Below are 22,395 nucleotides of genomic sequence, written 5' to 3'. Positions count from 1 at the left end.
ACTCATATTATTCTGTCTCCACAATCATTGCGGCACCAAGACCACCCGCAGCACATGCAGTAAGAAGACCTGTACCACCGCCACGGCGATTTAGTTCGTTAAGCATTTGCGTAATCATACGTGTACCGGTTGCGGCAAACGGGTGACCATAAGCAATTGAACTACCCATCACGTTGAACTTGTCCATGTCAATTTCGCCCGTCGCTTTGTCGCGGCCTAGTTTCTCTTTGGCGAACTTGTCACTTGCAAACATTTTAACGTTTGCCAAGGTTTGCGCTGCGAACGCTTCATGCATTTCAATTAGCGTTAAGTCGTTTAGGGTCATGCCTGCGCGATCTAGCGCAATAGGTGTCGCGTACGACGGCCCCATTAGCATGTCTTCCCACACGTCGATTGCCGAGAACGCGTAGCTCTTAATGTAACCAAGCGGCGTATAACCTAGCTCTTTCGCTCGGCTTTCTGTCATCATAAGTACTGCAGAAGCACCGTCAGTAAGCGGTGTAGCGTTTGCCGCAGTTACCGAGCCGTACTTTTTATCGAATACTGGGCGAAGTTTCGCGTAGCCTTCAAGCTTAGAATCGAAACGTACGTTGTTATCGCGCTCAAGAGCACCTTTATAAGGTTCAGCATAAGCGGTCATCACTTCGCTAGAGAGCTTGCCTGCTTCCCAGCTTTCAGCGGCTAGGCTGTGCGAGCGATGTGCAAGCTTGTCTTGCTCTTCACGAGAAATTTGATGCGTTTTCGCCATTTGCTCTGCCGTTTGTCCCATCGACAGACCTGTTGAGTACTCTGCTACCGCAGGAGGAACAGGCGCTAGGTCTTTTAAGCTTAAACGCTTGAAGATGTTTAGCTTTTGGCCAAGGGTCTTGGTTTTCTGTAAATCAACCAGCGCACGCGCAAGATTCTTAGAAACCCCAATAGGTGATACCGACGTTGAATCAGCACCGCCAGCAATACCTACCTGTACTGTACCAGCCATCATGCTTTCTGCGATGTTTACCGTAGATTGAAAACTCGTCGCACATGCGCGAGATACGCTGTAAGCGTCGGTATGAATATTCATGCCTGTGCCAAGCACGATTTCGCGCGCAATGTTAGGCGCTTCAGGCATTTGTACTACTTGACCGTAGACAACCTGGTCAACCCACTCTTTTTGAACACCATGGCGAACGAGAAGTTCGTTTACGACCATTTTACCTAGATCAACAGCCGGAACACCGTGGAAATATGTAGCCATTTTCGCAAACGGAGTACGCAACCCCGCGACAATGGCGATGCGATCACCCTCTCGGGTAGTAACTGATTGTTTTGTTGCCATAATGCACCTAAATTAATGACCGACTTCCGTTTGAGCTTATCGCTCCAAAGTGGTCTGACCTGTAATAAACCCGATTTTTACAAACAATGAACAAAATAGCAAATAATGCAGGGTTAAGGGCAACATAAATGAAACTAAAGTTTGCCCTGTTTACAAATTTTGACCGTTTTATGCTATCGAAATTTAAAAAGCTTGCTTTGCATCCAACCGCATATCGCATTTTTATTACTGTTTGACGACTTGAAGAAAGATAGAATGAACCTTATATGGAAATGAAAGTCTGTTTTGTGTCATTGTGACGGGCTAGAGCTATCTAAATTAATATGTAATTTACTTTTTAGCTAAGCGATCACTTTATAAGAGATTTATAAATCTATCGGTCCGGTGACACTTCCTGATAACGAGAACTCAAACGGAAATTTTGCATTATGGCAGCAGCGCAATTTCAACAGTTACACGCTTATTTAGACCAGCAGATTATTGGTCAGCACGCGTTAACCAAAAGCCTTCTTATCGCTCTTTTGGCCGACGGCCACCTTTTGGTAGAAGGTCCTCCTGGGCTTGCAAAAACACGCGCAATCAATGCACTTGCTAATGGTATTGACGGCGACTTTCATCGCGTACAATTTACTCCTGACCTTTTGCCTGCCGACTTAACTGGGACAGACATATACCGCCCCGAGACTGGCGAGTTTGTTTTTCAGAAAGGGCCGCTTTTTCACAACTTAGTGCTAGCCGACGAAATCAACCGTGCCCCCGCAAAAGTACAGTCGGCCCTGCTTGAAGCCATGGCCGAACGTCAAATTACGGTAGGCAGTAAAACCTACCCTCTTCCTCCGCTATTTTTAGTAATGGCAACGCAAAACCCGCTAGAGCAAGAAGGAACGTATCCACTACCTGAAGCACAGCTAGACCGATTCTTAATGCACGTGGACATCGACTATCCCGGTGCCGAGACAGAGCTGGAAATATTGCGTTTAACCCGAGGTGAAGCTCTTTCAGAACCGCCTGTTACGCCACCTACGCTTACACAAGACGATATTTTTACGTCGCGTAAAGAAGCGTTATCTTTGTATATGGCGCCTGAGTTAGAACAGTATTTAGTTCAATTGATTATGGCCACACGTCAGCCTGCAAATTTTGACGCAGAATTAGGCCAATGGATAGCAATGGGAACAAGCCCTCGAGCAACCATCAGCCTAGATCGCTGTGCACGCGCTCACGCATGGCTTAGTGGCAGAGACTTTGTTGGTCCTGATGATATTCAAGCTGTGGTTCACAACGTGCTTCGCCACCGTATTATTCTGTCATATCAAGCCGAGGCTGAAGGCGTAACGATTAACGACGTACTTGATAAGATTGTTGCAACTGTCGCAGTCCCTTAAGCTATGGTGAATGTACAAGCGCAGCTAAACAAGCTGCAAAGTAATGGCGTCTCGCTGTCTACCGCAGAGTTATTACGCTACCAGCAGTTAGCTAAGCTTTTTAGTTTGGCGCCTAAACGAATGCCACAAGCTAAACTTGCTGGGAGTTATCTCACCAAGCATAAAGGCCGAGGCATGGAGTTTGATGAGGCCCGTCATTATCAGCCCGGTGATGATATTCGCGCTATCGATTGGCGCGTTACTGCGCGCACGGGTAAAACTCACACTAAAGTGTATCGGGAAGAACGAGAGCGCCCGGTTTTTCTATTCTGTGACTACCTACCTTCAATGGCGTTTGGCACGCAGTTGCTTACTAAAGCGGTACAAGCCGCGCACGTATCTTCATTAATTAGCTGGTCTGCTGCCGCTCGTGGCGATAAGGTCGGCGCACTGGTATTTAACCAGCAACAGCACAAAGAAATTAAACCGCTTACCCGCAAGAAAGCCGTGTTGCACGTGTGCCATGAACTTATGGCATTGCACGAACAGAGCGCGCAATCTAAGCCGGACAAAGTCAAAGACGAACAAGCTTTTGCCGATGCGTGCGCTAGGGCAAGACGTTTAGCAAGACCTGGGAGCTTGGTTTATCTGGTGTCAGACTTTCAGCATTTAAGTACCCAAGCTATTCAACACTTAAGTCACTTAACACGACACTGTGAAGTGAGGGCTATCGTAATTAACGATCCTATAGAACACGCCTTGCCACAAACCAGTTCATTACAAACCGTCAGCGTTTCTGATGGCCAAAACCAACAACGCTGGGTGTTAGGCGACAATACCGAGCAACAGCACTATCAAAAATGGCGCAGTGAACACAACAGCGCGATTTATAGCACCTTGCGCAAAAACAATATCGCTCGATTCAGTGTTTCAGCGGGCCTTCCTTTAGACGAACAGCTTCAAAGTATGCAACAAGAACAAAGGTTGGAGCTTAATTAATGCAAAGCAGTATTTTTTCAACCCATTTTTTATCAAACTTTCTATCTAGTTACACAAAATCAGCTGCTCAATCGATGCCGCCGGCAAATCAAATGCCAGTGCCCCCTCAGCAGCAAGACCCACTTGCTCAACTGCGCGATATACACGTACCTACAGAGGTCAACATTTGGCCATTAGATTGGGGTTGGTGGGTAGCTATCGCAGTGTTTTTACTTGCCTTATTTTGCCTGTATAAAGCTATCACTGCTCACATACGTCACAACAAGGCGCGTAAGCAAGCTTTAGCCTTACTTGAATCGATTTCGGCACAACAAAGCAATTGGCCCGTGGCGTTAAACTCAATTCTAAAACGCACGGCTATGAGCTATTACCCAACTCAGCAAGTAGCCGGGTTATACGGTAAACAGTGGCAAGCGTTCTTAACCTCTGCATTGAAAAGTAGTGATAGCAAACTTGAAAGTGATTTAGGTTTGTTAGTAAGCAATGTTTATCAAGCCACCCCCAACCCTAGTGATTTTGAAACCTGCAAAGGAGCAGTAAAAAACTGGCTTTCAAAAGCCAAACTGCCAAAAAACAAGCAGGCTTCAGGCGGTGTGAATGATGGCGATCTAAACGATGGCAGCCCTCATGATAAACAAGCCAAGGAGCCGCATCATGCTTAATTTTGCTTGGTGGTGGGTCTTTTTCGTACTCCCCTTGCCTATTATCGTTCGCCTGCTTTCTAAAAAAGCACAAGACATGCCCATGGCTGCACTGCGGGTTCCAAGTTTGCGACCTAGCGATGTGTCAGAGCAAACCCAATTGAAACAAACCAAAATACCGCTGTTGGTAAGCAGCTTGATATGGCTGCTGCTAGTAACGGCTGCCGCGCGTCCTCAGTGGTTAGGAGAGCCTGTCAGCATACCAAACGAAGGTAGAGAAATGATGTTAGCAGTAGACTTATCGGGCAGTATGAAGATAGATGATATGCAGCTAAATGGCCGACAAGTTAACCGTTTAACCATGACTAAGTCGGTGGTTTATGACTTTATTCAGCGTCGCGTTGGCGACAGAATTGGCCTTATCTTATTTGCCGATACCGCGTACGTTCAAGCGCCGCTTACCTATGACAGAGATACGGTTTCTACACTTCTGAGTGAAGCTGTCATTGGGTTGGTTGGCGAACAGACGGCTATTGGCGATGCGATAGGTTTAGCGGTGAAGCGCTTTGACGAACGGGAAGAGTCTAATAACGTGTTAATTCTTCTTACCGATGGGCAAAATACTGCAGGGAATATTACACCCGAACAGGCGAAAGAGTTGGCAATTAGTAAGGGTGTGAAGGTTTACACTATAGGTGTGGGCGCAGATAAAATGCTGATCCAAAGCTTTTTCGGTAGCCGACAAATAAACCCATCGCAAGAACTTGATGAAGGCATGTTAACCAACATTGCGACTAGCACTGGCGGTCAATATTTTAGGGCTCGAAACGCCCAGGAACTTCAAGCTATTTATCAACAACTTGACGCGCTTGAGCCTATTGAAGGTGAAACGCGTAAGATGCGTCCATTGAGCGCACTGTTTTACTATCCCCTTGGCGCGGCAATATTACTGTCAGCACTATGGGCATTCTTGACGGTTCTTTTATCAACATTTCGTTGGTTCGCACAAAGACGAATTAACTCGTCCCAGCCACACCCGAACTCAGCTGATTCTATCCAAGCAGCTCAAACAAATAGGGAGACGAAGTAATGGAATTCGACTTCTTAAACCAATTTCATTTTTTACGCCCCGAATGGTTTATCGCACTCGTTCCCCTGATGCTGCTCGTGCTTTTAATTAGAAAAACCACGGCTAAGCAATCTGGCTGGCAATCTGTGATCCCTTCTCACCTATATCAATACATGGTGATTGGAAAAAACGAAATGGGCGCAAAACCACCAATGTGGATGCTTGCTTTTGTGTGGATTATAAGTGTGATAGCACTCGCTGGTCCAACATGGGAGCGCCTGCCGCAGCCGGTATACCAGTTAAAAATGGGACACGTTATAGTCATAGATATGTCGCTTTCAATGCGCGCTACCGATATGACGCCAGACAGGCTAACTCGCGCCAAATATAAAGCGATAGATCTAGTCAACGCTATTGGTGAAGGTGAAATGGGCTTGGTTGCTTACGCTGGCGATGCGTTTGTCATTAGCCCTTTAACCGAAGACGCAGGAAATATCACAACCCTTATCCCAAGCCTATCACCGGAAATTATGCCCGTGCCGGGCAGCGACCCACTCCTAGGCATAGAGAGTGCGTCTGAGCTTCTCACGAATGCCGGATATAACTCAGGCATGATCTACTGGATTACTGATGGTATAGAGTTAGAACAACAACAAGAGCTTCAAGAGTATGTGGCCTCTATTCCTTTTACAGTAAATGCACTTACCGTTGGAACATCTGAAGGCGCGCCTATTCGCCAGCAAAGCGGCGAGCTTTTAAAGGACTTCACTGGCAGCATCGTTATACCCAAGTTAAATGAAGGCGCAGTGAAAGGCGTAGTTAAAACGAGCGGCGGACGCTTTGAATCCTTTACATCAAACGACGCCGACATTGATGCCCTCGCCTCGGTATCTCTACTAGATAAAAGCGACAGCGAAGAGAACGAAGAAGAGAGTAATTTACAAGGAGACCAGTGGAAAGAAGTTGGCCCTTACTTGCTGCTTATACTTCTACCGTTTGCCGCCTTCGCATTCAAACGCGGGTTAGTTTTCATCGTGTTGGTGGGTTTACTTAGCCCCTCTATGATTAAAAACGCCCATGCTCTGCAACGTGCCCAAGCCTCAGAAATTGCTGGCACGTCACAAGGCATAAGCACGTCACAGGGCATAGGCGCACCAGAAGATACTCTAGAGATGGCAAACAAACCTGATTCACTCTCATGGTGGCAAACGCCATTTATGAATGACAACCAAGAAGCATTAAACAGCTATCAAAGAGGCAAGTATAAAGACGCCGTTAATCAGTTTAATGACGACACTTGGAAAGCATCATCACTTTATAAATCAGGTGACTACGAAGGTGCATTAAATGCCTTCAAAAGCATTCCTGGTCCCGAGAGTCTTTACAATCAAGGCAATGCACTGGCAAAACTCGGTAAGCTTGAAGACGCTATTAAGAAATATGATCAGGCGTTAAGCGAAGCCCCCGATTTCGACGATGCAAGAACCAACAAAAAGATTGTCGAGGATTTGCTGAAACAGCAGCAACAGCAGAATCAGGAGCAAAACCAGAACGAAAATGGCGATGATGGTGAACAGAGTGACTCACAGGATAATGGCCAAGATAGCTCTGATAACTCTGATAGCCCTAATAGCAAACAGCAATCAGGGGACCAGAACAATCAGGAAGGTTCAAACGAGCAGAATGGTCAGCAAGACGATAATGAGGGTCAACAGTCTGACCAAAGCCAAGCTAACGATGATCAGCAAAGTGGCGGAGATAACTCACAACAGCCTGATGATTCCGAGATGAACAGTCGGAACGAGTCATCAGACTCTCAGCAGCAAAATGCAGAACAAGAGCAGTCTGACCAAGGTGATGGTGCACAGCAAAACAGCGCGCAAGCACAAAAAGACGAACAACAAGCAGAGCAGGAAGCACTGGCAATGCAAGGTCAAGAGACCGAGCTTACCGACGCAGAAAAAGAAGAGCTGCAGCGAATGGAGAGTTTAATGCGCCGCGTGCCAGACGACCCTGCATTCCTACTAAAACGAAAAATGCAATTAGAAGCACAAAAACGTCAGCGTCAACGTATGCCTTCAAACCGGAGTGATTGGTAGATGAGAGCCTTATTACAGTCTACACGTATAGTTTTTTTATTAACCCTACTCTTAAGTACGGCGGCTTATGCCGATGTAAATTCGCTGGAAGCCACCATTGATAGAAACCCTGTCATGTTGGATGAAGCCATTCGCTTAACGGTTACCGCAGACGGCAGCGCGGACAGAGATGCATTCGACAGTTCTCCTCTGCTTAAAGACTTTGTGGTCGGAAGAACATCAGTAAGTAGCCAAACCTCAATTGTCAATTTCGACACCAAGCGCACCACCGTTTGGACCACTACGTTATTTCCTCGTAAGGAAGGCACGTTCACCATTCCTTCATTAACCATTGAAGGTAAATCAACCAAGCCTATTCAAGTTAAAGTAATACCAGTTCAAGAACAAAGTAATGTCGCACGAGACTATTTTGTTACCACTGACATCGACGTAAAAGAGGCCTATTTAAATCAACAGCTGCTTTACACGGTTAAGCTGTTTCTTTCTAGCAATATTGAGCGCGGCAGCCTACAAGCGCCAGAAATGCAAAATGCGGAAATCACCCAGCTAGGAGAAGATAAACAGTATACAGATATCGTAAACGGTAGAAGGTATCAGATTATAGAGCGTCAATTTGCCGTTGTGCCTCAAGCATCCGGTGAATTCACGCTAAGAGGCCCTATTTTCACTGGCGAAGTTATGGCTGCCAATACTAACCAACGTTTTGGCTTCTTCAACCGCACCCAGCAAATCAACCGGGTTGGGCCCGACATTACGGTGAACATTAAGCCCATTCCTCAGGGGATAGATTACCCTTGGTTGCCTTCTGAAATGGTGCGAGTGGATGAAGAATGGCCACAAGGTGATAGTTTTGTAGCAGGTGAACCAGTCACTCGTATTGTTACGCTAACCGCATTGGGCGTAGTAGAAGAGCAGCTTCCTGATATTCCTGAGTTTTATCCGCCAAACTTTAAGCTGTACCCTGATCAATCTAATACTACGACAGTTGAAAAAGACCAGAGCTTAATTTCACAGCGCCAAACGTCGCTGGCGATCATTCCAACGCAGCCTGGTAACTTTGTCTTACCTGAAATTACTATCCCTTGGTTTAATACGCTTACTCAGCAAACTGAGTATGCCACTATTCCCGCTCGTTCAATTACGGTAGCGCCAGCGAGCGGCGCAAATAATGCCAATACTCCGAATAGCTTAGACACTCCATCAATGAGTAGTGCAAGCAATGAAGATATTCAAAACGATATACCATCAACTGCAACACAGCCTAACGCTAGTGCTAGCAATGAGGGTAAACCATTAGACAGCGCTTCAGGTGAAGTCAATTCTGACGAAAATACCCAGCTTAATCGGATGGTAACTGGTGCACTACTTGTGCTGTTCATCATTGCGCTTACAGGATGGTTAGTTACCTACAGAAAGCTTAAACAGGCTCAGTTTATGGGAGTTGGGATCACTAACAAAACCGGTTCTGCACAGCGCCTCCACTCTTATGCTCAGTGGGATGAAAAAGCACAGTTTCAAAACCTAATGTCAGTAATAAAGGCAAAGGACACACGTTTACTTACGCCTGCTCTTAAGCAGTGGATAAACGCGTTAACTTCGGGTAAAGCGCAACTTTCGCAGTTTGAAGGAATCAACGCTAGTGTTAATGAGCTCTATGCACTGCGCTTTTCAGCCAATAAAGCTGACGCTAACACCCAATCTAAACAGGTCATGAAAGCTTTAGATAACCTTTCACATGAAGCTAAGCTTGCCCGCAGCGAATGGAAGCAAAAAAGTGAAGGGAACAATAACACGCTATCTGCCTTATATCCTGCTTCATAAAACGCATTTCATTTGCCAATACACTAGAATTTGCGTAATGAAAGCCCTTGCAATTAGCTAAATTACTGTGACAAGGGCTTCGTAACAGAAATGATTGAGTTCGAGAAACAGTCGAGCCTTTGAGCCTTATTGTCCTCTTTAAGGCTTATTAACCTTAGAAGCTTTAGCTTATAAAAATAATCAATTAAACGCGACGGGGAATATAATGAAGAAAACACTAGTAAAGCTAACGCCAATTGCGTTGGCCATTACCACGCTTACGGCTTGCTCTCCTGCAAGTGAAACCGCTAAAACAGCGCCAGAACCTATTAAAACAGAACAGCCAGCCGGGCAGTCTGAATCAGAGCGCCTTAATGCGTTCTTCGAACGTACTTTTGAAGAAGATCTTAAGCGTTCGCCATTATTTCAAAGTTACTTGGGTAAAAAATGGGACTATGACAAATGGGATGACATCAGTGACGAAGAAGCTGATGCTCGAATTGCCATCTCCAAAAACCGACTAGAAAAGCTTAATAGTTTTGACACCAGTCAGTTAAGTGAACAGGAACAGCTAAGCTTGCGCCTGTACAAACTAGGTATTGAGCGCGATTTAGCTAACGACGAATTTCGACATCACCGTTACATTGTACATCAGTTCCGCGCCGCACATACACAAGTGCCTAGCTTCCTTATCAACATTCACAGCGTAAAGAGTAAAGAGGACGCTAAGGCATACATTGGACGACTAGACAATGTACGTACGTACTTTGATCAAGTTATCGAACAAATGAAAGTTCGCGAAAAAGCCGGCGTATTCCCGCCAGCATGGGCCTACGATCAAATGATTGATGCGTCAAAAAACGTGATCACCGGCGCACCATTTGATTCTAGCGAAATACCTTCAACTATCTGGGAAGATTTTCAAAATAAAGTAAATAGCCTGGATGTTACAGAGGCGGAAAAAACGACGTTATTAGGTGAAGCGAAAGCCGCTTTGGTAACTTCAGTCATGCCGTCATACGAGAAGTTTATCGAAGAACTCGCTCATCAAAGGGAAATCACGCCTGAAGGCGATGGTGTGTGGCGCTTACCCAATGGTGATCAATGGTATCAGAATCGTCTAAACTGGTTTACCACTACAGACCTAACCGCTGAAGAAGTCCATCAAATTGGCTTAGACAATGTAGAGCGCATACACGATGCAATGCGCGACATTATGAAACAAGTGAAATTTGAAGGCACCCTTCAAGAGTTTTTCGTTTTCATGCGTGAAGACGAGCAATTCTATCTACCTTCAACAGATGAAGGTAGACAGCAATACCTTGATATGGCGAAAACCGCCATAGACGACATGCGAGAAGCTATCCCTGAATACTTCGGTATTCTTCCAGAGGCGCCCATGATTGTTAAACGGGTTGAAGCATTCCGCGAACAGTCTGCGGGCAAGGCGTTTTATCAAAGCCCGGCGCAAGATGGCAGCCGCCCAGGTATTTATTACGCAAACCTTTATGACATGAAAGCAATGCCTACTTATCAGTTAGAGGCGCTGGCGTATCACGAAGGCATCCCAGGTCACCACATGCAGCGCGCTATTGCACAAGAGCTAGAAGGTGTACCTCAATTCCAGAAATTCTTGAGCTTTACCGCATACACGGAAGGTTGGGGCCTATATACCGAAGAACTTGCAAAAGATATGGGCTTTTATAAAGACCCTTATTCTGATTTCGGTCGTCTAGCCATGGAACTTTGGCGCGCTTGCAGACTTGTGGTTGATACGGGTATTCATGCGAAAAAATGGACGCGTGAAGAAGCCGTAGATTACCTTGTTGAAAATACGCCAAACCCTAAATACGACGCGCAAAAAGCCATTGAGCGCTACATTGCTATGCCAGGTCAGGCTACGGCCTATATGATTGGTAAACTGAAAATTATGGAACTTAGAGAGCATGCCCAAGCTGAACTTGGTGACAAGTTTGATTGGAAAGGCTTCCATGACGAGGTATTGAAGTACGGTCCAGTCCCACTTTCTATTTTAGAAGAAAACATTAATGCTTGGATTACTTCCCAAAAACGTACCTAGTTTTTCGAACTAGGTGCTCTGATCACTGGAAATAAAATGAAAACGCGCCTTTCGGCTAACGAAATGGCGCGTTTTTTATGCCATAGTGAGAAAAAATTAAGTTTTTGGATTTTTTTATGTTTGGGCGAAATAAATCCGATAGTGCTCAGGTCTTATCGGGTATGAAAGCAAAACACCAAAGATATGAAGCATTAGTAAAGGCATTTCACGCCGACATCTACCGCTATGCATTTTGGCTTATCAAAGACCAGAGCATTGCTGAAGATGTTGTTCAGGAAACCTTTTTACGTGCTTGGCGCTCATTAGACGCCCTAAATGATGAAAAAGCAGCAAAGTCATGGTTAATTACCATTCTTCGCCGCGAAAACGCCCGTCGGTTTGAACGCAAACAGTTCGACACAGTAGATATTGATGATTGCCATATTCAAGATGACACACAGCATGCTGATGGGGACTTGAAAGATAGAGAGCTTCAGCGACTATTAGGTGGATTGAGTGTGGAGTATCGTGAACCCTTAATACTCCAGTTGATTTTCGGTTTTAGTGGCGAAGAGATCGCCAACCAGTTAGGGCTTAACAAAAACACGGTAATGACTCGCCTTTTCAGAGCGAGGAATCAGCTAAAAGAGGCATTAGAGAAGCAAAATGAACAGAGAGGTCGTGTAAATGGATGAGTTAGAATTTAGGCGTCGTATCTACGCCGATCCAGAAACGACTGACAGTGATGTTGTAGAAGCGGCAAAAGCGGATGAAAGTAAACGCAGTTTCTGGAATGAACAAAAGCAGTTAGATAAGCAATTAAAGCAAGCATTGAAAGTCGATGTACCAGAGGATCTCGCAAGCAAGCTAATATGGCAGCAGTCTGCAGACGAATTCACCCGTTATAAACGAAGAAGTCGTTGGTATTTAGCCATGGCTGCATCGGTTGCTTTCACTGTAGGTATCGGACTTACCATGTGGTACCACCAACCGCTTAGTATTGGCGGACAAGCACTTGCCCATATGCAGTACGCAGAAATGGAACACGCTCATTCGTTGCTTCCTGTTGATTTGAACATGGTTAACGCAAAGCTAGCAAGCTTTGGTGGCAGCTTTAGCGAAATGCTCGACGGTGTAGAGGTCGCAAACTATTGCCATTTGAGCACAGTTAGAAGCCTTCATCTGATTGTGAATACGCCGCAAGGCAAGATGTCGGTATTCGTAGTACCTGAACGTGGAGATGTCTCCGTTCCAAGCGAGTTTGCCGATGGTCAGTACCACGGAGAGAGCATTAAAATGAAACACGCCAATGTAATGATTGTTGGCGATAAAGATGCTGATTTAAGCGATATGAAAAAGGCGGTGTCAGAAAGGATTCAATTCTCTGCTTAACACACGTTATGTAACTGTAAAGCGTTCCAAAAAAGTGCGTATCTTTAGCACTTCCCTTCGTCGGCCCCCTATGGGCCGATTTTTTTGCCCAAAATTAAGATGAAACCCTGTTCAATAAAACTTATACTCCGACTTAAAGGTTAAAACGTCCGTTTTAATTTCAGTTAATCACTTCATTCACTTACCCGCAGTAAAGAGGTCTCCATCACAATGAGCGCTTGGTTTCGTTTTACAAGGCTAATGATTTGCCTTTTGATTCCTGCAATAGCTTGTTTCACTGTCTTTGCTCAAAGTATAGATATTCCCAACGCACTTAGACTAAAAAAACTTGATAATTATAGTCATATAGCTGCAACGGCAATTTATCATTGGAATACACCTAGCGAGGTGAGCAATGAGAATATCATTGCTATGTTAACGAGCGCCGGTTTGCAGAATGACACGCAAAGTGAAGGCGTGATATTTAGACACTTGTTGGCCACTTATACTGCGAATGATGCTGACTCGCCGAGAATCCCACTTTTCGTTAAAGAGCCTCTATTAGATAAGCATTGGCAAGAGCTTAAGACAATTAAGCCTGAGCTTTTCGCTGCTGCGAAGGCATATTACATTTATGCTAGAGCGGTAAATGATTTTAAAGGCTCTGACCATAGGGTAAATTTTTCTGTTCCTGAACTGCGCCGTTTACAGCGAGAAGCGCTAGAAACTGGGAGTCGACGAGCCACTGCTATAGCTAGCATATGGTTAGCGATGGAACTCACCCTTGCGAACCCAATACAAGCAATTAATGAAATCGAATATGCGTTACCGCACCTTCCTCGATACTCATCAGACAAAAGCTTAGAAAATGCGTTATCAAACGTAATTGCACATGATTGGCTGAGAGGTGCTTACCTGGAACTCTTCGTTCCAAGCAGAGCATTTTTCCACTCAAAAGAGATCATTGAAAGTAAAACGCAAGATAACAACACCATGGTAAAGACTTGGGCCTACTTCTCGGCCATCGATTCATTGTTAATTCAAAATAAGTTTGAAGAAGCATTGGCTATGTCAAACGACGCAATAGAGCATTTGTCCACAGTAACGTCAGTGCACGAAAAGTTGTTGACGTATGTCCAAAGACTTCGTGTAGTAGTGTTTCAAAAAAGCGAAGGATATGAACTGCTAGCGCAAGAAGTCATGACGCAAATCAGGCAGCTTGATACCACAGAGGTAAAACAAAGAACTGAGGAGCTTTCAGCTTACGCAGATGCACTTTACGCAGCGGTATTGAACGATGATGCTAAATTTCAAGACTCCCTTCAGCGTTACCGCAATATCGTTCTGGCTACTATTCCAAATTCGGGTTTTAAAGAAAAAATCAAGCTTAGGTTAGAGCGGGAGCTTTCTAGGCTTTACGATGCTTCGGGTGACTACGAAAAAGCATATGAGCATTCGAAAACCTACAATAGGCTTCTTGTTGAAAAAAACACTGAGCAATTCAAGTTGTCAAATTCTTCGTTTACCGACGGTATTGCGAAAGATATCGAGTTAGCGCGATATCGACAAAAAGAACTCACTGTGCTCAGAAGTGAAAAAGATGGCCTTTCTACCGACAAAGAAGCAATGAAAACCACCATTTTTGCATTGATTATCACAATTCTCATCATTCTTGCACTATGGCTATGGATTTCAAAACGACAGAGCGACTTGCTAGCTGAGCGTGACTCACTTACCGGTGCTCTCACGCGACGAGCTATGCTAAACAGTTTGAAAAAAGCACTGAAAGGCAATAAAGCGTCCTGTATTGCTCTACTTGATGTCGACAACTTTAAAAAAATTAATGACAAATACGGCCACGTTGTCGGTGATGAAGTGTTGACTACCTTTACGCAGATTATCAAAAACCGAATTCGTAAGTCAGACAAGCTCTGCCGATATGGCGGCGAAGAGTTTTTGATTTACTTTTCCGACTCCGATCAAAAGTCTGCTAAGCGAATTCTGGACGAGCTGAATTTCGCGCTTTCTCGCCAGAAACACTGGAGCAATACAAAAGAAATGTTTTCCGTGAGTTTTTCTTCGGGTCTGTTAGACGTCAACGGAGAAACCAACCTAGACACCATTATCAAGATGTGCGATGAGCTTCTCTACAGAGCCAAAAGAGAAGGTCGAGCGCGCGTTGCATCTTTTCCAATTTAACCTTTCGCCAAACTTTATTTACGAATTACCGTATAGAAAACATGCAAGGTCGCTGACTGACATAGAGACTCTATGTCATAGGTGTTAGCATGAAAGAAAAACATAGGGAATTTATATGGCTACTGGCACGATAATCTCGTTGGGTTTGTATTTTGTTGTAATGTTAGGGATAGGCCTTTTCGCTTATCGGCAGACAGACACCAACGTAGAAGGCTATATGCTTGGCGGCCGCCAACTAGGCCCCGCGGTAACCGCGCTTTCAGCAGGTGCATCGGATATGAGCGGATGGATGCTCATGGGCTTACCCGGTGCAATGTATGTATCAGGCTTATCTGCTGGCTGGATTGCCGTTGGTTTGACACTCGGTGCTCTGGCAAATTATATGTTAGTTGCTCCACGCCTTCGCGTTTACACTGAAGTAGCCAACAACTCCATTACCCTCCCCGACTATTTTGAAAATCGCTTCGCTGACAACACGCGTTTATTGCGCGTTATAGCCTCTGTGGTTATCGTTGTCTTCTTTACGCTTTACACCTCTTCTGGTGTGGTAGCTGGCGGAAAGCTCTTTGAGACATCATTTGGATTAACTTATGAGACCGGCTTATACGTTACCGCGGGTGTCGTCGTAGCTTATACCCTCGTAGGCGGTTTCATGGCAGTAAGCATGACCGACTTCGTTCAGGGGTGCATCATGTTTGTATCTCTCATTATGGTACCTGCCGTTGTTATTAGCGAGTTGGGTGGAATCGGCGCGTCAATTGACGCCTTAGATACCATTAATCCGGCGCTTTTCGATGCATTTATGGATGCGTCTACCAATGAAGCACTAAGCGTAATAGGCATTGTTTCACTGATGTCATGGGGCCTAGGTTATTTTGGTCAGCCTCATATCATTGTGCGTTTTATGGCGATACGTTCTGTTAAAGATATACCAACTGCGCGCAATATCGGTATGAGTTGGATGATTGTGTCGATTATTGGTGCGTTAATGACGGGGCTTTTCGGCCTTGCCTATGTAACAGGTAACGGAAACGAAATCGATCCAGAAACCGTCTTCATCTACTTATCTCAAATTCTATTCCACCCGCTCATCGGTGGCTTCCTGCTCGCTGCGATTTTAGCGGCGATCATGAGTACTATTTCTTCTCAGCTGTTGGTAACCTCAAGTTCACTAACCAGTGACTTTTATCAAGCCTTCCTAAGACGTGATGCGTCAGATGGCGAGCTCGTTATTGCTGGTCGAGTCAGCGTAGTAGTTGTCGCGCTCGTAGCAATCTATCTAGCTTATGATAGAGACAGCACCATTTTAACGCTTGTAAGTAATGCTTGGGCTGGCTTTGGTGCAGCCTTCGAACCGCTTGTACTATTTAGCCTGTTTAAGCGTGAAATGACTCGCCGTGCTGCATTAGGTGGTATGATCGTTGGTGCAGTGACGGTGTTACTGTGGATTTATCTTCCTATTGAAATCGGCGGCCAAAAGCTTGGTGACTGGATGTACGAAATTGTCCCTGGGTTTATTTTATCTAGCTTAACCATCATGATTTTAAGTAAATCTGGCTCGCCAAGAGAAGGTGTGGTTGATACGTTCGACGCTTTCCAGACCAAATTGACTGAAAGGTAAGCGAACGATACGAAATAAGTCATTCGCAACGAAAGTGAATAACAAGCCCTGTTTATGTTACTAAACAGGGCTTTTTTCTTTTTATAGGCCTTGAAAAAAGTGGCTTATGCTTCAATTGCATGACAGTTTTATTTATTGGAATAAGATAGCTATTTTAAATAGCAAAATCGCATACTACTTTTGAAATTAAATATGTTATCGTTCTATGCAGAAAAATAACCCATATATAACTTTTTTGTATATAACATAAAATTCGGACTTCAAAATGACTGCTAGTATCCCGTCTGTAACGCATTTGAAACAACTCGAAGCCGAGAGTATCCAGATTTTCCGTGAGGTTGCTGCTGAGTTTGAAAACCCAGTTATGCTTTACTCTGTAGGAAAAGACTCTTCTGTACTGCTTCATCTTGCCCGTAAAGCGTTCGCGCCCGGCAAAATTCCTTTCCCACTATTACACGTAGATACCACGTGGAAGTTTGGTGAAATGATTAAGTTCCGTGACGAACAAGCTAAGAAGCACGGTTTTGATTTGCTTGTTCACATCAATGAAGAAGGTGTTGAAGCTGGTGTTGGCCCATTTAGCCACGGTTCAGCAAAACATACTGACATCATGAAAACCCAAGCACTTAAGCAAGCACTGAACAAATATAAGTTCGATGCTGCATTTGGTGGCGCTCGACGCGACGAGGAAAAATCACGTGCAAAAGAACGTGTTTACTCATTCCGCGACAGCAACCACCGCTGGGACCCAAAAAACCAGCGTCCAGAGCTTTGGAATATTTATAACTCTCAGGTTAATAAAGGCGAAAGCATTCGTGTATTCCCAATGTCTAACTGGACTGAGCTAGATATCTGGCAATACATCTACCTAGAAAACATCGATATTCCGCAACTTTACCTTTCTAAGCCTCGCCCTGTCGTTGAGCGCGACGGCGTTCTTATTATGGTTGACGACGACCGTATGCCACTAGAAGAAGGTGAAGTACCAGAGATGCGCTCTGTGCGTTTCCGTACTCTTGGCTGTTACCCACTTACCGGTGCGGTAGAATCAGAAGCAGCTACCCTACCTGAAGTTATCCAAGAAATGCTGCTTACCAAGACGTCTGAACGTCAGGGCCGAGTTATCGACCATGACAGCGCAGGCTCTATGGAGAAGAAGAAAATGGAAGGGTACTTCTAATGGCCACCGACAACGTTGTTTGGCATAAACACGAAGTAAACAAGACCACCCGCTCTGAAAAGCTTGGTCAAACGCCTCGTGTATTCTGGCTAACGGGTTTAAGCGGCTCTGGTAAATCGACATTAGCCAACCTGCTTGAGAAAAAGCTTCACGAGCAGAACAAGCACACCTATCTGCTTGACGGCGACAACGTGCGCCACGGTCTGTGTGGCGATTTAGGTTTCAGCGATAAAGATCGCGTTGAAAACATTCGCCGCATTAGCGAAGTCGCTAAACTTTTTGTCGATGCCGGTACCATTGTGCTTACCGCTTTTATCTCGCCTTTCAAAGCCGACCGCGATTATTGCCGCAGCTTAATGGAAGACGGAGAGTTTGTAGAAGTGTTTATCGATACACCTCTTGAAGTGTGTGAAAAACGCGACCCGAAAGGGCTATACAAGAAAGCGCGTAGCGGTGAAATTAAGGACTTCACAGGTATTGATTCAGCCTATGAAGCACCTGAAGCGCCAGAAGTACACTTAACCTATCAGGATGAACCAGCAGAGCAAACCGCTGAGCGATTGTATGCTTTGCTTCAAGAAAAGGGATTGGTGTAATGACACAGCCTTTAAATAGTCTTGCACAAAAAGTGCTAGCTATCGCCAAAGAAGCTGGCGATAAGATAATGGCCATTTACGAGAAAGACTTCGCCATTTATGAAAAGCAGGATACCAGCCCGCTAACAGAAGCTGACCTTGCCGCACATAACGTAATCGTAAACGCCCTTGAAGCTGAATCTGACCTGCCGATTCTTTCTGAAGAGTCAGCAGATATTTCATGGGAAGAGCGCAAAACGTGGTCGTCATACTGGCTGGTAGACCCGCTAGACGGCACTAAAGAGTTTATTAAGAAAACGGTGAGTTTACGGTAAATATTGCACTTATCGAAAACGGTAAACCGACCATGGGTGTGGTTTACGCGCCAGCACTAAACAAAAGCTATGTAGGTATTGTTGGTGAAGGTGCGTGGACTGAAGTAAATGGCGAATTTACCGCTATTTCTGCGCGTAAGCACGATGGTGCCGAAGTGTGGAAAGTGGTAGGTAGTCGTTCTCACCAAAGCCCAGAAATTCAGAATTTATTGGCACAGCTTAAAGGTGAAACCGAGCTTGTGGCGATGGGTAGCTCACTGAAGCTTTGCTTGGTGGCTGAGGGCGAAGCACATCTTTACCCTCGATTAGGCCCAACATCTGAATGGGATACGGGAGCAGCGCACGCCGTCGCATTAGCGGCAGGCGCAAACGTAAGCGTACTAGACCCTGAAAACCCATTAGATGACAACGCTGACGCTCTTACGTACAACCAAAAAGAGTCTGTGTTAAACCCCTTTTTCCTTGTGAGCGCATAACATGAACAATGAAAACGAATTATTGAGACAGGACATTCTGTCTTACCTAGAACAACACGAAAAGAAAGACATGCTACGTTTCCTTACCTGCGGTAGCGTAGACGACGGTAAAAGTACCTTAATTGGTCGCTTGCTTCACGATTCTAAAATGATTTATGAAGACCAACTTGCAGCTATCACTAAAGACAGTAAAAAAGTGGGCACTACCGGCGAGAAAGTTGACCTTGCCCTTCTTGTAGACGGTCTTCAGTCTGAGCGTGAGCAAGGGATTACTATCGACGTAGCATACCGCTACTTCTCTACTGACAAGCGTAAGTTTATTATCGCAGATACTCCGGGGCACGAGCAGTACACCCGTAACATGGTAACCGGTGCGTCAACGTGCGACCTTGCTATTATTCTTGTTGATGCTCGCGGCGGCGTTAAGGTACAAACGAAACGTCATTCGTTCCTGGTTTCTCTTCTAGGTATAAAACACGTTATTGTTGCTATCAACAAAATGGACTTGATGGACTATTCAGAAGAAGTGTACAAGCAAATTCAGGAAGACTACCTGAAGTTTGCTGAGCAGCTTGATATTCCTGACATTCAGTTCGTACCTATTTCAGCACTTGAAGGCGACAACGTAGTAGGCAAGAGCGAAAAGACACCATGGTTTGACGGCACGCCACTTATGGAAATGTTGGAAAACATTGAAATTGGTGAAGACGATAACTTAGAAGATTTTCGCTTCCCTGTACAATACGTTAACCGCCCTAACTTAGATTTCCGCGGCTTTGCGGGTACCGTGGTATCTGGCCAAGTTGCACCTGGTGATGAAGTAACGGCACTTCCTTCTGGTAAGAAATCAAAGGTGAAGCAAGTCGTTACGTTTGAAGGCGACCAAGAGCGCGCTTATGTACCTCAAGCAGTAACGTTAACGCTAGAAGATGAAATTGACATCTCTCGTGGCGATATGATTGTAAAATCAGACAACTTGCCACTGCTTAACACGCAATTTAAAACTCACCTTGTGTGGATGTCTGAAGAGCCGCTAATGCCAAACAAGCAATACTTGTTTAAGTTCGCGACTAAATCAACGCCAGGGGTAGTTGCTCATATCGATAATCAAATTGATGTGAACACGTTGGAAGAAACGGATGCCATGCACTTAAATCTTAACGAGATTGGTGTAGTAGACGTTAAGTTTACTCAACCTGTTGCATGCGACCCGTATAAACGCAACCGCCCTACCGGTTCATTCATCGTTATCGATCGCTTGACCAACGGCACTGTTGGTGCTGGTATGATCATTGACGAAATTGCGGGTGACGCACAGCATACATCGCCAAACTTCTCTGAGTTCGAGCTTGAATTCAATGCACTAGTACGCAAGCACTTCCCGCATTGGAACTCTGTGGATATCAGTAAACTTTAAGCAGGACTGGAGCAATATGGATGTGACCCAGTTCATCGTACTGGCAGTATTTGCCGGTACGATATGCGCGCTGATCTTTACCAATCAGCGCCCTTCCACTGTGTTTTCTGGTGCAGTGTTAGCTTTACTGGTTACCCAGCAGTTATCTCTTGATGACATCTTGCTAAATTTAACAAACAAGGGTCTTATTACCCTTGTTTTGTTGCTTTTGGTAAGCAGTGCAATTGATAAAACAGCGCTAATAAAACGCCTAGGTAGGAAACTAGTAAGTGCTAACTTTACTCAATCCTATTGGCGCTTGTTTTCACTGACCTTTTTATCGTCTGCGCTTTTGAACAATACTGCTATTGTGGCAAGCCTTATTGGTCCAATTAAGCAAAACCAATATCATCCTGCCTCTCGATTACTGATCCCGCTCTCATACGCAGCTATCTTAGGCGGTACGGTCACCTTAATCGGTACGTCTACCAACCTAATCGTAGACAGCTTTTTGCAAGAGCACGGGCATCCAGGCTTTAACTTTTTTGACTTCACACTTTATGGCACCGTAGCGGGTTTAAGCTGTGGTCTTCTCATGTTTTTGTTACTGCCTTTGCTACCTCATATTGGCAATAAGAGTAATAACTATCACGAGTATATGGTTGAAGCCGAAGTGGAATCTGGTTCAGAGCTCATAGGCAAAACCGTAGAACAAAACCATTTACGTAACTTACCAGAACTCTTTTTGGTAGAAGTGGTGCGCAATGGCAACCTGATATCTCCTGTTGGGCCTGACCTGGTCATTCTGGAAAACGACAAACTGATCTTCTCTGGCAACGTTCAAAAGCTTGATAACCTTAGCCACATAAAGGGGCTAAGCATGTTTGCTGAGACCGATGGGGTATTGCGTGAGAGCTTAACCGAGGTAGTTGTTGCCAATCGCGCTCAAGTTATTGGGCAAACCATTAAAAAACTTGGCTTTAGAGCCCTATTTGATGCGGCTGTTGTAGCCATTCGCCGCGATGGAGAGCAGCTGTCAGGCAAGTTAGGAGAAATAAAGCTTCAAGCAGGTGACTTCTTACTTTTAGCAACAGGCCCAGACTTTGCGACTCGTCAAAATTTAAATAAAAACTTTTTTATTTTGTCAGAGCAAAAAATCGCCCGCCCACTAACCAACAAGCAAGAGTGGATTACCCTTGGCGGCTTCCTTTCCACGGTGTTATTGGCTGCAACTAATGTCATTTCACTGGCTATTGGTCTGCTGTTTTTAGCCGCTGTGCTAATTGGCGTAAGGGTAACGTCAAACGGCGAAATGAAACGAAATTTACCGTTGAATTTGATTGTAGTGATTGTAGGCGCGCTAAGCCTGGCAACCGCATTAGAAAATTCAGGGGTTATTAATATAACCACCGAGGCACTTATGCCGGTGTTGTCGGGTACTGACTGGTTCATAGCATTGTTAGTCATCTACTTGCTAACACTGGTTTTAACAGAGTTCGTTACCAACAACGCTGCTGCAGCGTTAATGTTCCCGTTTGCCTACGGGTTAGTGCAAATCATTGGCGCACCGCTAATGCCATTTGCATTAGCGGTAGCATTTGCAGCAAGTGCCAGTTTTATTTCACCATTCGGCTATCAAACCAACTTGCTTGTTTATAATGCGGCGAATTATAAGTTTTCGCATTTTATAAAAATTGGACTGCCTATTTCGCTGTTGTATAGCACCATAGTTTTGACACTGCTTAATATTACTTATTTGTAAGGTCTTGCGGCGCGTTTTGAGAGGACATAGAAAATCACCAAAGATAGAGCAGCAATCAGCAGTATTACGTAAAGGGAAGCGAACGCTTCCCTTTTTTTATTTATAACCTTTCAATACATTCATTTTCTCTT

General features: G+C 44.9%; 16 protein-coding genes and 1 pseudogene. 16 read left to right on the top strand and 1 reads right to left on the bottom strand.

Going from position 1 to position 22,395, the window contains the following annotated elements; translation table 11 throughout:
• Positions 1-7: 7 nt before the first annotated feature.
• The gene (fadI, locus tag MASE_RS05765; protein WP_014948809.1) at positions 8-1,318 is read right to left on the bottom strand and encodes an acetyl-CoA C-acyltransferase FadI; all 1,311 of its coding nucleotides are present in this window, start codon (positions 1,316-1,318) and stop codon (positions 8-10) included.
• A gap of 428 nt (positions 1,319-1,746) precedes the next feature.
• On the opposite strand from fadI, the gene MASE_RS05760 reads away from it, so the two are divergent.
• From MASE_RS05760 to MASE_RS05685, 16 genes and pseudogenes are all read left to right on the top strand, one after another.
• Positions 1,747-2,703: an AAA family ATPase gene (locus MASE_RS05760; protein WP_014948808.1), complete on the top strand. Its 957-nt coding sequence runs from the start codon at positions 1,747-1,749 to the stop codon at positions 2,701-2,703.
• A gap of 3 nt (positions 2,704-2,706) precedes the next feature.
• Positions 2,707-3,681 carry a DUF58 domain-containing protein gene (locus tag MASE_RS05755; protein ID WP_014948807.1) on the top strand — a complete coding sequence of 325 codons (975 nt, stop codon included), beginning with the start codon at positions 2,707-2,709 and terminating at the stop codon, positions 3,679-3,681.
• On the top strand, positions 3,681-4,343 hold the full coding sequence (locus tag MASE_RS05750; protein WP_014948806.1) for a DUF4381 domain-containing protein: 663 nt from the start codon (positions 3,681-3,683) through the stop codon (positions 4,341-4,343). The genes MASE_RS05755 and MASE_RS05750 overlap by 1 nt, the downstream gene beginning before the upstream one ends.
• Positions 4,336-5,412, top strand: coding sequence for a vWA domain-containing protein (locus MASE_RS05745; RefSeq protein WP_014948805.1), 1,077 nt, complete (start codon positions 4,336-4,338; stop codon positions 5,410-5,412). Before MASE_RS05750 ends, MASE_RS05745 begins: the two co-directional genes overlap by 8 nt.
• Positions 5,412-7,490, top strand: coding sequence for a vWA domain-containing protein (locus MASE_RS05740; protein ID WP_014948804.1), 2,079 nt, complete (start codon positions 5,412-5,414; stop codon positions 7,488-7,490). Before MASE_RS05745 ends, MASE_RS05740 begins: the two co-directional genes overlap by 1 nt.
• Positions 7,491-9,311, top strand: coding sequence for a BatD family protein (locus MASE_RS05735; RefSeq protein WP_014948803.1), 1,821 nt, complete (start codon positions 7,491-7,493; stop codon positions 9,309-9,311).
• Between the two features lie 205 nt (positions 9,312-9,516).
• Positions 9,517-11,370: a DUF885 domain-containing protein gene (locus MASE_RS05730; RefSeq protein ID WP_014948802.1), complete on the top strand. Its 1,854-nt coding sequence runs from the start codon at positions 9,517-9,519 to the stop codon at positions 11,368-11,370.
• 116 nt (positions 11,371-11,486) lie between these two features.
• Positions 11,487-12,044, top strand: coding sequence for a sigma-70 family RNA polymerase sigma factor (locus MASE_RS05725; RefSeq protein WP_014976004.1), 558 nt, complete (start codon positions 11,487-11,489; stop codon positions 12,042-12,044).
• Positions 12,037-12,741, top strand: a complete 705-nt coding sequence (locus tag MASE_RS05720) for a DUF3379 family protein (RefSeq protein WP_014948800.1) — start codon at positions 12,037-12,039, stop codon at positions 12,739-12,741. Before MASE_RS05725 ends, MASE_RS05720 begins: the two co-directional genes overlap by 8 nt.
• 429 nt (positions 12,742-13,170) lie before the next feature.
• Positions 13,171-14,919, top strand: a complete 1,749-nt coding sequence (locus MASE_RS05715) for a GGDEF domain-containing protein (RefSeq protein ID WP_232362816.1) — start codon at positions 13,171-13,173, stop codon at positions 14,917-14,919.
• Between the two features lie 115 nt (positions 14,920-15,034).
• Complete coding sequence (gene putP, locus MASE_RS05710; protein WP_014948798.1) at positions 15,035-16,540, top strand: sodium/proline symporter PutP; 1,506 nt, start codon at positions 15,035-15,037, stop codon at positions 16,538-16,540.
• Positions 16,541-16,805: 265 nt separating this feature from the next.
• Complete coding sequence (gene cysD, locus MASE_RS05705; protein WP_014948797.1) at positions 16,806-17,720, top strand: sulfate adenylyltransferase subunit CysD; 915 nt, start codon at positions 16,806-16,808, stop codon at positions 17,718-17,720.
• Positions 17,720-18,316 (top strand): adenylyl-sulfate kinase, encoded by a 597-nt coding sequence (gene cysC, locus MASE_RS05700; protein ID WP_014948796.1) that lies wholly within the window; start codon positions 17,720-17,722, stop codon positions 18,314-18,316. Before cysD ends, cysC begins: the two co-directional genes overlap by 1 nt.
• Positions 18,316-19,106: pseudogene (gene cysQ / locus MASE_RS05695) on the top strand (3'(2'),5'-bisphosphate nucleotidase CysQ). The gene cysC and the pseudogene cysQ overlap by 1 nt, the downstream one beginning before the upstream one ends.
• Before the next feature lies 1 nt (position 19,107).
• Positions 19,108-20,523 (top strand): sulfate adenylyltransferase subunit CysN, encoded by a 1,416-nt coding sequence (cysN, locus tag MASE_RS05690; RefSeq protein ID WP_014948795.1) that lies wholly within the window; start codon positions 19,108-19,110, stop codon positions 20,521-20,523.
• A gap of 16 nt (positions 20,524-20,539) precedes the next feature.
• The gene (locus MASE_RS05685) at positions 20,540-22,264 is read left to right on the top strand and encodes an SLC13 family permease (RefSeq protein WP_014948794.1); all 1,725 of its coding nucleotides are present in this window, start codon (positions 20,540-20,542) and stop codon (positions 22,262-22,264) included.
• Positions 22,265-22,395 lie beyond the last annotated feature (131 nt).

Origin of the sequence: Alteromonas macleodii ATCC 27126 (assembly GCF_000172635.2) — a bacterium.
GTDB lineage: Bacteria > Pseudomonadota > Gammaproteobacteria > Enterobacterales > Alteromonadaceae > Alteromonas > Alteromonas macleodii.
This window is presented reverse-complemented; position numbering and strand designations above follow the sequence as displayed.